The organism is Limosilactobacillus agrestimuris (assembly GCF_943193105.1).
GTDB lineage: Bacteria > Bacillota > Bacilli > Lactobacillales > Lactobacillaceae > Limosilactobacillus > Limosilactobacillus agrestimuris.
Genome location: NZ_CALPCW010000003.1, coordinates 180,129 through 191,326 on the forward strand (window position 1 = coordinate 180,129; position 11,198 = coordinate 191,326).

Consider the following 11,198-nt stretch of genomic DNA (forward strand, 5'->3'; position numbering starts at 1 on the left):
TTAATGACAGCCAGATTCGATATGACACGGGTAAAGCTAGTTTAATCAAGTTGCCTCATTCTATGAAGACTTTTTGGCTACCAAATGCACTAATCAGTGTTCATACTGATCACACCTATGTCGGATATCTTCCCAGGCTGTTCACACCAACCAGTGGAACAAGTCGACCGATAACAATAGATGAAATTGAGATGGCTTTTGAAAAAGAGAGCGCAGTTTTACCTGACATATCAACACATAAGCCAGATCCAATTAAACCAGTCAATACACAAGCTGATGATGATTTAAAGAGATAAAAGTGAGGTTGTGCTTTTATGAAAATGAGAGCTAGTAATTCGCCGTGAGAGGATGATCAAACGCCGCTTGTAGCTTGATATGACGGCGTTTCCACATGATATAATTAATAATGAAAAGAACGAAAGGATTGATGATAATGAGCGTTAAACATTATCGTGATGAAACTGTTTGGGATGCAGCTCAAAAACGGATTGAATACATCTTTAATGAATTCGATCACGTAATGGTTGCATTTTCCGGAGGTAAGGATTCTGGTGTTGTTCTCAATCTAGCACTTGATTATGCAAAGAAGCATGATCAACTCGACAAACTAGCGGTTTATACCTTAGATTACGAGGCACAGTATCAAATGACTACCGATTATGTAACTGAAACATTTGAAGACTTGCCAAATGAAGTTCAAAAGTATTGGTTATGTCTACCAATCAAGGCTCAGTGTTCAACTTCAATGTTTCAAAACCATTGGGTGCCTTGGGAAAAGTCAAAAGAAAAAATCTGGGTACGTCAAATGCCAGACAAACCTTATGTGATTAACCAGGACAATGCGCAGTTTGATTACGACGACTGGGACTACACAGTGCAAGATAACTTTGATGCCTGGTGGGCTAATCAAAATGACGGCAAGTCAGTTGTACTTGTTGGTATCAAAGCAAGTGAATCATTAAACCGACAATCAGCAATCACCAGCAAGCAGAAGGTTAACCAGTATGACGGTAAGAAGTGGGTGACTAAAAAGGAAGGTTATGTTGCAGCTTATCCAATTTATGACTGGAACACTCAAGATGATTGGATCGCTAATGCCCGGCAAGGTTGGAAGTATAACCACTTATACGATTTGATGTACCAAGCAGGTGTCAAAATTGACGATATGCGTGTTGCATCGCCTTTTAACGATTATGCAAAAGCATCATTAAAGCTCTATAAGGCGATTGATCCGAATACTTGGAGCAAGATGATTGGAAGAGTGAATGGTGTTGACTTTACTGGAACGTATGGTGATACCAAGATTATGGGTTGGCGCAAGATCCAAAAGCCGGATGGATTCACCTGGAAGCAATACATGTACTTCTTACTAGACACACTACCAGAACAAACCAAAGAGAATTATCTAAAGAAGTTAGAAGCTTCAAAAAAGAGTTGGCGAGTTGGTGGTGCACGTGATAAGAAGACAATTCAGCAACTGGTTGATGAAGGCGCGCCAGTGATTCGAACCGGGAAGCCTAATAACCGGGGTAAGAAGGACAAGGAAGTAATCAAATTTGATGATTACTTAGATGACACCACAATTGACAACTTCCGCGCGATTCCAACTTATAAGCGGATGTGCATTTGTATTATGAAAAATGACTTTGCTTGCAAATATATGGGATTTGCACAAACCAAGGAAGAAATTAAGAAGCGTAAACATGCAATTGAGAAGTATCAGAATATTTTGTAGGAAAGGATTGTTAATAATGACAGACATTGAATATAGCTTAACTAATGGCAAAGAAGTAACTAAAATGCTGAAGCAAAATCATGCTGATAAAGAACGTGTTGATATTGACGGATACGGCATGTGGTGGGGAGCCTATAACAACGGCAAGCTGATTGGTTGCTGTGGAGCACGAATTGTTGGACAGACAACGTTACGAATCAAAGGGCTATTCGTAGCCAAGGAGTATCGTGGTCAAGGAATTGGCAGCAAGCTCACTGATTGGGCTTTGGGTGGAGCTATCTTCATCTTTACACCAAAGCGAGTCACAGCATTTGCCACCGATATGAGCAAACCAATTTTTGAAAAATGCGGGTTATTACTAGATCACACCAACAAAAACGGAATTCACTTCATGAAGAAAGAGGTTGCTTAAAATGACAGAGAAAGAATTTAAATCACCAGCTTACAATGTTCGTCCAGTACCAGTTGAACAAATTGACGCCAACTCATATAACCCAAACAAGATGGCTCTCCCTGAAGACAAACTATTATACGAATCAATTAAAGATGACGGTTACACAATGCCAATTGTTTGTTATCAAAAGCCGGACGGACGTTATGAAATTGTTGATGGATACCACCGTTACACCACAATGTTGAAACACAAGGATATCTATGAACGTGAACATGGTTTACTGCCTGTTTCAGTTATTGACAAACCAATTCAAGACCGGATTGCTTCAACTATTCGACACAACCGAGCTCGTGGTACTCACGATGTCGATTTGATGGTTAACATTGTGAAGGAATTAAAGGATTCGGGGATGTCAGACCAGTGGATCATGAAGAATATTGGTATGTCAGCTGATGAGTTATTACGACTCAAGCAGGTTAGTGGTATTGCAGCATTGTTTGCTGATAAGGAATTTAGCAAGTCGTGGGATTAATGAGGAGGTGATGCCTATGTATGATGACTTGGATTTAGATTGGGTGGACTTGCTAAGCACAGATCCTACTGATTATAAGGTTACTGATGGACAGATTGATGAACTTTTTGGAAAGGATTAGATGAAAGGACTAGACCAATTATGAAGAAAATGACTGTATTATTTACGATTGACGACCGCTTGAACCCACACTGGCAAATCAGTCCGAGCTACAAGAACGAAGCCGACGCAATGCTTGACTTTCAGCGTTTCACCGCGCCTTATCACAAGATTTTTGCTCAAGCAAAGTCTCACGGAGACGAAGACGTGCATGAGTTATGGAGCGCAAACCATGATGAATACTGGTTTTGGATAAATTCCATTCCGTGGCCGAAAATCCACGTCAAGATGTCAAGCCTGAAATCAAAGGAGTAATCAGCCATGAGCCATCAAAATTGAAAAAATCAACAATTAATTGTGAGTTGTGATTTTTAGTTTTTAATAGCAAGTAAATGCCCCTCAGAGGGTCGTCTAATCGTTGATGTAGCGCGGTTTGGAGTGATTTTTAGGTGTTATACTATATATGTAATCAAGGAAGGGAAGTGAGAGTTATGACTTTGAAAGTTTCAACGAGTGAAGACTTATCCAAGTATCGTGAGTTACATGAAAAGATGAACGAAACGCGTTGTGAAATCAATGAACAGTTAACTAAACTGTTTGACATGACGATTGAATCGGGAAAGTTGCTTGGTATGGACATGGAAAGCACTAACCGTGAGCTCGAACGCATCAACCGAGTACGTCACAAGGTTAGCAATTTAGGTTTCTAGTTAGCAAAGGATTTATTAAGAGTGAGGTAATTAACATGAGTTTTATGAAGAAGATTAGCTTTAAGGTTTTTGGTTTCAGTTTCAATCAGGTTGCTGATGGTCAGGTTGAGGAACTGCAAGAATTGCACAAAGATCCTTACTACTATCTGACTGTTGGCACTAAGTAAGAAAGGATGAATGCCTATGGAAACGATTTATAGTGTCTGGAAAGATGGAAAGTTCTATGGTGATGGATTTGGCAAAGATTCAGTGATCAAGATGGTTGAAGGAGCTGGAAACTTTGTTACTCCAGTCACCAGCAACCCCCAATCACCTTATGAGACTTTCATTGATGAAGATGGTGTTGGTTGGAGCATTCATCAAGAAACCAATTGGACTGATGAAGATTTTAAAGATTTTGAAAAGGTGTTTGATTAAAAGAAAGGTGAGATTGTTATGTCGTACTTAAACAAACAATGTTGGGAAGTCGTTAGGAACGGAAAAGTTTTGCGGTCAAAGTTGACACGTCCAGAGGCTGAGCATGAATTGTTCGAGCGGGTTCATGACTATGGAAGCTATGGTTGTGGTGTCAAGTCGGTATCAGCTAGTCCATCATTTGACCACTTCAAGATCGTGTACTATCCACTACCAAATAATCGTACTGAAACGGATGTTGCACGACTTGAAATCGTTAAGATGAAAGATGACGAGGACGAACAAGACGAACCAGTTAAAGCTGATACGCCAGCACCAGATGTTCACGGTGGTGCAAAGTCTCATGAATTTAAAGGCGATTTGGCATACTTATTCAATGATTAAAAAGGAGTTGTTAACAATGGAAAAGGATTTAAGTAGTTTGATGTGGCATGAAAATGATGGTGAAGTTGACAAGTTGGTTAACGAGGTTAAGCAAAGTTGGTTGGATCCAGCTGGAATGAAAGAAGCAATTAAACGCATGATTAGCCACCAGATTGACAGTTTGGAAGACTACATGTTGGATTGTGAAGCTGATGAAGCAATTAATGCTGGTGGCATTGACGAAGAAGAACATGCCGGAGCGTTAAAAAAGCAATACGAAAAAGCATTAAAAGCATTGGATTAGTAAAGTGAGGTAATAACTATGTTTGATGAAGATTTTGACGATTTGTCACAAGCTGAAAAGAATGAGCTTATCGACTATGAGATGGGTCAAGAAGCTGCAATGCGTGATGACGCTTATAAATATTTTGGAGATGCTGACGAGCATGGTGTCGACCCAGAAGATTTAGAGGATGATTACTATGGTGATTACATTGACTAAACTAAAAAAAGACCAATTAAGTAGCCGTCACTACTCAATCAGTCAAATCCAAATGTAATCTCCAAAACATCAAAACTATGGAACTAAGCCGAAATGGATCTTACAGCACTATTATATCACATTGCTGTATGATCCTTTCTGTTGAAAATGGAAAGGATAATTTTTATGAGTAAAGTTTTAACTAACAACTCAACCGCTTCTCAAATGAAAGAATGGGCACTAGACCCAGATCGAAAAGTTGAACCAGGAACCAAACCTGAAATTGTTGCAAAGGCAAAGGCACTCATCCCTGATGAAGATGATCCGTTCTTTGACATCAAGACCGGCAAGCGTCGTACTGATGAAGAACGAAAACAACAAGTACAATCAGGACGTCAAAAGAAGACGACAACCACGATTGGAATGTTTATTAACCAGCATGAAATTACGTGGAGTTACTGTTTGGCAGATGATGTGACAAAAAACGGATGTGTCTTTGACTACACTGAATTTGGTGCAGCTAAGATGTTATCGGCGGTTGCTAAGGGTCATTTGATTTACGACTTGGACCGCCAATGTTGGTGGATTTGGGACACCACCCGATGGGTAAAAGCACCAGATAACACCCCTCAAATCTACCAAATCGTTGATCAACTGCAAATGATTTACGTTAGTCAAGTTGAGAGCTTCGCCGGCACTCAGTACGATTTTGGCATTGCTAACAGGGAAAAAGATATTGGTAAGTTCTTAAAACGTCTTGCAAGTAAAGCTGGTGCATCCGCAATCGTTGGCCTATCAAAGACTGGTCAACTACTTGGACGTTCAAACCTACGATACAACATGGAAAATACAAAGCTGAACGTAACTAATGGGGAAATTAATTTATTAACTGGTGAGTTAGAAGACCATAAAGAATCTGATTATTTCACTCAATGTGTACCACACGAATACGACCCTCAAGCTCAAGCACCACGATGGTTAGAGTTCTTAAAAGAAACCTTTCAAGATGACAAAGAGTTAATTTCTTACGTTCAGTACATGCTTGGGTGTTCACTACTTGGTTACGACCAAGGAGAAAAATTTTTTGTACTTTGGGGACCAAAAGGACGCAATGGTAAGAGTGTTCTCATTAGTGCAATTCATTATGCACTTAGTGGTGACGTTGAAGACGGAAGTGGATTCAGTCTTGCCACTGACGTTCACCTTTTCCTAACGTCTAAGTTTGGAGGAAATGCGAACGGTCCGTCACCAGCACTTGCTCAACTAGCCGGAAAAAGGTTTGTATCAACAACAGAACCAGCTAGAAATGAAAAATTTGAAGAAGGTTTTATCAAATCGCTCACTGGTCAAGATAAAACGCAAGCGCGTGGACTTAATGAGAAGCCGTTCACTTTAACACCGCAGTTCACCTTATTCATTGCAGCTAACGACGTTCCTCAGTCAGACACAACCAGTGCAGCGTTAATGAGACGGCTGGTTATCATCCCTTTCAACCACCAAATCGCAGCCAACAGCTTAGCAAATGATCCACACCTGACTGATGAGTTAAAGAAAGAAGCACCGGGCATTTTAACGTGGTTGGTACAAGGATGTGTAAAAGCTGCTAGTGAACGAAATGCACGTAAAGCTATCATTGAAAAAGCACGTGCTGAATATCAAGCGGGTAAAATCACTGATGACCAGGCACCACGAATCTATCAAGATCCGCTTGATGACTACCCACAATCAATCAAAGCAGCACTTTCAATTTATCGTTTTGGTGCAAATAGCGTTACTCAATTCCTCTTTGACCGGATTATTACTATGTCAGAATTCTGGAATCGGTTAGTTCCGACAGCGTTAAATCACAAATTGATTGAAGGCTCTTATTCTGATGACGATTTGAATTACGGCAAACGTTACACCAGTTCTGCATGGTTAGTCGCAAATAAGAGGGGATGGATCCAAAAGGGAGAGCTATACAAGATTTATCAACAATACTGTAAAGACGCTGGGATTAATCACCCATTTACGTCAAAGAATTTCCACGATATTGCCGAAAATCTACTGGTGTCAGCTAACACGAATCGTGGACGTTGTTATTTGGGTATCACCGCATCTCCTTATCTCAAAGGCTTTAACGATTATATGCCCGGTCTTTTTAGTGATGCGATTGATAAGATCGTTAAGACCGAGTATTCATCAGTGGTCTTACCTGATGAAAGTATACGTGAAAAGACGGTTGAAGAGCTATTTAACCAGTTAACCATTAACAGTCGTGAACAGCTGAGCGATCATCAAGTGGAAAAGATCGATAAAGCACTTAGTTTTGATTCAGATGCCTATACTTCAGCCTTCTCCAAGCCCGCCGTGACACTTCTAGATCCAAGACGTCAAACAGGTGTCAAATCAGAAAACATCACCAAGGATTGGGCAAGCATGTTTGATACGGTCACTAAGTCTGTGATCAAGAAGGCTCAAGCAGTAAATAACCACAAGTAAGACAGGAAAGATGACAGGGTGAGATTATTATGAGTAAAGAAATGGATAACCAAATTGTTAGTTGCACACGATACTTTTTGTCGGACACGCTGAGCCGGGCGATGCTTCTGCGGAAATCGGCAGAGAGTGTTAGCTCACCATCAATGGATGGAATGCCAAAGGCAACCGGAGCGAGTAACAGCCAAGAGCTAAAGCTTATTAACGCTGCAGATGCTGCAGAGCTAATTCGCCGAGTTAACCGCGCATTGGACTTGATGGATGACATGCAGAGCACTATCATTCGTCGTGAGTTTATGAAAAATGAACGGCCACTCAAGATTTGTATGTCATTGTACATTCCCGAACGGACGTTCTATCGAAAGCAAAAGCAGGCACTTTTAAGCTTTGCTTATTCGTACAACGCAGGCCAACTTGTACAGGAAGCGTACAAGCTACTAAACGATAAGCAAACAGTATAACAAATCATCAGATCCAGTCAGAAATGGCTGGATCTTTTTTTGTTGGAACGATTGGTTAAGCTGTTTGAGGGCTGTTTGACGTCATCAGCAGCTCAGCACAACAAAAGTGTGAAAAGTAGCGTTGTGATTTTAGGTGCTTTAAACGTTGATATAATAAGGTTTTACAAAAAGTTGGCAAGCCCAAAATATTTTTGTTGTGCAGTAGAAGTGCGATATATCGTACATATACGTTAATCACAACCATTTTATATAAAATCTAGTATTTATTATATAAAGAATTAATAGTAGTTAAGTAACTTATATTAATTCATCTTAATTCTCTATATATAACGGAGCGACCTTCAGCACATTTTTGTTGTGATCTCTCTTAATCCTTACTCGCCCAAGGGATGCACGCACTACAAGTTAGATTGTGAATTAAAATTTTTGTTGTGACTCAATTAACCATGCGTGGGACGTTCATTTAGTCCATAAATTGCGCTTGTGAAATGTTGTGCGGTGGTAATTCATCGGATTTGTTCAATTAATTTAAATATATCATTGAATAACTAATGGCAGTATTTTGGCAGTATAATGGCAGTCGTAAGACAATATGTGTAATATAATTAGTATAGTGAGAAAATTATATATAAAGCCGTCTGAGCAATTGCTCGGCGGCTTTTGACGTTTTAAAGGTAAAGGATGGATTATTATGACAGACGAACTTTTAAATGAATTGCAACAATTACGATCTGATGGTTTAACGATGAAGCAAATTGCTAAAGAACTTGGTATTTCTTATCGTCATGTTCGTTGGGGATTTGAAAAGATTAACAAAGCAAAGCGAACCAAAGGTGTTAAGTCGTCAACCAAAAGAACTACTAAGAAGGCCACTAAAACGTCTACAAAATCTTCTACAGTTTCTTCATCTGCTTTGGTTACTGTAAAGGCTGGTCAAAAGATGTCTGATAAAGATATTTTGAAGGCTCATGGGTTGGATCCTGATAAATTTGTTATTACGTCTTGTGTCAGCAATGAATGGGGACGCCCAACCAAAGACAAAATAAGTTATCAAACTAAAATCACTGTCAAACCGGTTGGTTATTCCATTGATGACGTTATTAAGTCTATCAATGCTTCAGTAAAACCGCTCAAATCAAAGAATAAGCATCACTTTAAAGAAGCACGGAATACGCTAATTATTCCGCTTTTTGATATGCATTTTGGAATTAATTCTTATGATGCAATGAAGACATATCTTGATCAAATTGAGGATGTTGTGAATCAAGGATTTAATTCAGTGCTGGTTATCTTGGGTGGTGATTACTTCCATTCCAATTCAGTCACTACTAGCAAGACTGTAAAAGGAACTCAACTAGATCCAGTTGACATGCCAAAGGCAATAGCTGATGGCTCCAAGTTTTTCATGGAGTTACTTGATAATGTTATTTATAAGTCTAATCACGTGGTTGTTCTCAGTGTACCTGGTAACCATGATGCAGACTTAGGATACGTTTGGTCGGTCGGTATGAAGCAACGATATCAGCGTTTTGTTGATCACTTTGAAATCACCACCAACACATGGACAGCTTTCAACGTTGATAAGTGCGGATTCCTCGTAGCTCATGGTGACTTTGCCAAATCACGTCTACCAATGTTATTTGCTAATGATGCTAAAAAAATTTGGTCAAAGACTGACTACCACGCTTGTTTTTGGGGTCATTTCCACAAGGAAGTGGTTAATGATGACAGCGGAGTTGTTACATTCCAAGTTGGTACACCAAAGCCGTCAGACAATTGGGAACGTCGGAAAGGATTCACCATGTCACGACGGAAGATGGAATTATTTGAGTTTAATAAAGAACGCTTGGTATCCATTCGATACCTCGAAGCTTAACACGTGGCGCTTATCACAGCGCTTTTATTTTGCTCGTGCAGGTTTGCTACTCACAAACACCTCACTTTCTACTCTCATCTTACTTAAAAACTATCTCGCTCAGTCACTTTTTATCCTTTCCTGACTGATTAAACTTTCTGAATAAAAAACTCAAGTGAGTAGGTGGTTCGATTCCACCATCGAGCATTGCCAAAAATGGCAGATTTTATTTATTGGTTAATAGAAAGGATATGATTATATGACTGATGAAAAGCTAAAAGATGCATTGAACATGCTGAATGAATATGCCAAATCTTATCAAGCATATGTACAAAGTCTTAATGAACAAGTTGATGATGACAATGTAGAGGATGACTTGATTACTGATGATGAATTGAAAGCGTCAATGCCTGGTACAACTAAGTCATACATCAGTGATATGGCTCATTCGTTAATGTCAATGTCTAATACTTTACAACGAATCGAACGCACTATAGACAATTATACGGGTGGTGATAAAGATGGAGAATAATAGCTCAAGCATTGATTTGGGAACGATTGCAGTTATTTTAACGATTGTCTTTGCGGTTCTAAAACTTGCAGGAATTGTTACTTGGTCATGGTGGATCGTATTTTTACCTGTTCTTGCTGTGTTAGTTCTAAGCGTTGTTATGATCGTTTTGATTCTACTAGGTCTTTCAACGTGGCATGTCTATCGAAATCACAAGTTCAATAAAAAGTTTAAGAAGTAGCTATTTACTTTAACTTAACGATAAAGGGGTGATTGACATGCCACGTTTTAGAAGATGTCGTGAACCGGGATGTCATGCAATGGTTCAATATCCAGATCATTATTGCACTCGTCACTATGAACGCGAAGCTGAATACTTGGCTAACCGTCAACGTTGGGCAAGAGCTCATCAGGCCAACTACCAACGTAAGTACAACCACCTAACACGTAACAGAACAGCGTCAAAGAGTGATCAGTATAAGTTTTATCGTACTCGTACTTGGTCATCATTACGTAAGCAAGTGTTAGAACGGGATCATTACTTATGCCAGTATTGTCATAAGCCAAACTCCAAAACGGTTGACCACACTGTACCTATTGAGTATGACTCTACTAGAAAAGCAGACGTAACAAATCTAGCTACAATATGTAGACAATGTCATAGGCTCAAGACAGACTGGGAACAATCCTATTACGGAACAGGACAAGGCAATGAACTTAAAGACGTTACACCAGTTATTGACTTGTTAACCATTAGACGACTGATGAATACAAAGTCAGTCGACTAGCGCACACATTGCCCTCGACTTTTGTTAGACGATTAATCCAACAAAACAGTATCATCAGGGGCAGGCGCTCAGGCGGTTGGACACGACGTTAATTGGATGATGATGGCATGTTAATGGCATGTTTGAAATCGTGTTAAACGGCCTGTTAACAGCCCTTTGGGCATGATGAGCGACACTTCGATAAATGGCTTGAGAGTCACGGTGTGACAAAATGTCACGGCAAAATTACATGCTGATAAATTTTGTGAAAATTTTGCTGAAAACTTTTTGATCCCCCCGCCTCACGGGCTTTGAAAGAAGAGCGCACACATTGCCCTCGACTTTTGTTAGACGATTAATCCAACAAAACAGTATCATCAGGGGCAGGCGCTCAGGCG

Annotated in this window: 17 protein-coding genes; all 17 read left to right on the top strand. The window is 39.8% G+C overall.

Annotation, left to right across the window (positions count from 1 at the left end; genetic code table 11):
• Window positions 1-62: 62 nt before the first annotated feature.
• The 17 genes from NFR46_RS03665 (at window position 63) to NFR46_RS03740 (ending at window position 10,821) form a co-directional block, all read left to right on the top strand.
• On the top strand, window positions 63-296 hold the full coding sequence (locus tag NFR46_RS03665; RefSeq protein ID WP_251574792.1) for a hypothetical protein: 234 nt from the start codon (window positions 63-65) through the stop codon (window positions 294-296).
• 137 nt (window positions 297-433) lie between these two features.
• Window positions 434-1,735 carry a DUF3440 domain-containing protein gene (locus NFR46_RS03670; protein ID WP_251574794.1) on the top strand — a complete coding sequence of 434 codons (1,302 nt, stop codon included), beginning with the start codon at window positions 434-436 and terminating at the stop codon, window positions 1,733-1,735.
• Window positions 1,736-1,751: 16 nt separating this feature from the next.
• Complete coding sequence (locus NFR46_RS03675) at window positions 1,752-2,147, top strand: GNAT family N-acetyltransferase (RefSeq protein WP_251574795.1); 396 nt, start codon at window positions 1,752-1,754, stop codon at window positions 2,145-2,147.
• 1 nt (window position 2,148) lies between these two features.
• Window positions 2,149-2,661, top strand: a complete 513-nt coding sequence (locus NFR46_RS03680; RefSeq protein WP_251574796.1) for an IbrB-like domain-containing protein — start codon at window positions 2,149-2,151, stop codon at window positions 2,659-2,661.
• Between the two features lie 141 nt (window positions 2,662-2,802).
• Window positions 2,803-3,075 (top strand): hypothetical protein, encoded by a 273-nt coding sequence (locus NFR46_RS03685; protein WP_251574797.1) that lies wholly within the window; start codon window positions 2,803-2,805, stop codon window positions 3,073-3,075.
• 176 nt (window positions 3,076-3,251) lie between these two features.
• On the top strand, window positions 3,252-3,470 hold the full coding sequence (locus NFR46_RS03690; protein ID WP_251574798.1) for a hypothetical protein: 219 nt from the start codon (window positions 3,252-3,254) through the stop codon (window positions 3,468-3,470).
• 35 nt (window positions 3,471-3,505) lie between these two features.
• Entirely contained in the window at window positions 3,506-3,637 is a 132-nt protein-coding gene (locus NFR46_RS09380; protein WP_277612847.1) for a hypothetical protein, read from the top strand.
• Between the two features lie 16 nt (window positions 3,638-3,653).
• Window positions 3,654-3,887 carry a hypothetical protein gene (locus NFR46_RS03695; protein ID WP_251574799.1) on the top strand — a complete coding sequence of 78 codons (234 nt, stop codon included), beginning with the start codon at window positions 3,654-3,656 and terminating at the stop codon, window positions 3,885-3,887.
• A gap of 18 nt (window positions 3,888-3,905) precedes the next feature.
• Window positions 3,906-4,268 (top strand): hypothetical protein, encoded by a 363-nt coding sequence (locus NFR46_RS03700; protein WP_152717558.1) that lies wholly within the window; start codon window positions 3,906-3,908, stop codon window positions 4,266-4,268.
• A 16-nt stretch (window positions 4,269-4,284) separates the two neighbouring features.
• Window positions 4,285-4,551 (top strand): hypothetical protein, encoded by a 267-nt coding sequence (locus NFR46_RS03705; protein ID WP_251574800.1) that lies wholly within the window; start codon window positions 4,285-4,287, stop codon window positions 4,549-4,551.
• A gap of 18 nt (window positions 4,552-4,569) precedes the next feature.
• Window positions 4,570-4,749: a hypothetical protein gene (locus tag NFR46_RS03710; protein ID WP_251574803.1), complete on the top strand. Its 180-nt coding sequence runs from the start codon at window positions 4,570-4,572 to the stop codon at window positions 4,747-4,749.
• 165 nt (window positions 4,750-4,914) lie between these two features.
• Complete coding sequence (locus NFR46_RS03715) at window positions 4,915-7,209, top strand: DNA primase family protein (RefSeq protein ID WP_251574805.1); 2,295 nt, start codon at window positions 4,915-4,917, stop codon at window positions 7,207-7,209.
• A 29-nt stretch (window positions 7,210-7,238) separates the two neighbouring features.
• Window positions 7,239-7,667: an ArpU family phage packaging/lysis transcriptional regulator gene (locus tag NFR46_RS03720; RefSeq protein ID WP_251574807.1), complete on the top strand. Its 429-nt coding sequence runs from the start codon at window positions 7,239-7,241 to the stop codon at window positions 7,665-7,667.
• Between the two features lie 691 nt (window positions 7,668-8,358).
• Complete coding sequence (locus NFR46_RS03725) at window positions 8,359-9,543, top strand: metallophosphoesterase (protein ID WP_251574809.1); 1,185 nt, start codon at window positions 8,359-8,361, stop codon at window positions 9,541-9,543.
• Window positions 9,544-9,781: 238 nt separating this feature from the next.
• Window positions 9,782-10,054 (top strand): hypothetical protein, encoded by a 273-nt coding sequence (locus tag NFR46_RS03730; RefSeq protein ID WP_251574812.1) that lies wholly within the window; start codon window positions 9,782-9,784, stop codon window positions 10,052-10,054.
• Window positions 10,044-10,274 carry a hypothetical protein gene (locus NFR46_RS03735; RefSeq protein WP_251574814.1) on the top strand — a complete coding sequence of 77 codons (231 nt, stop codon included), beginning with the start codon at window positions 10,044-10,046 and terminating at the stop codon, window positions 10,272-10,274. The genes NFR46_RS03730 and NFR46_RS03735 overlap by 11 nt, the downstream gene beginning before the upstream one ends.
• Before the next feature lie 37 nt (window positions 10,275-10,311).
• Entirely contained in the window at window positions 10,312-10,821 is a 510-nt protein-coding gene (locus NFR46_RS03740; protein ID WP_251574816.1) for an HNH endonuclease, read from the top strand.
• Window positions 10,822-11,198: the final 377 nt, after the last annotated feature.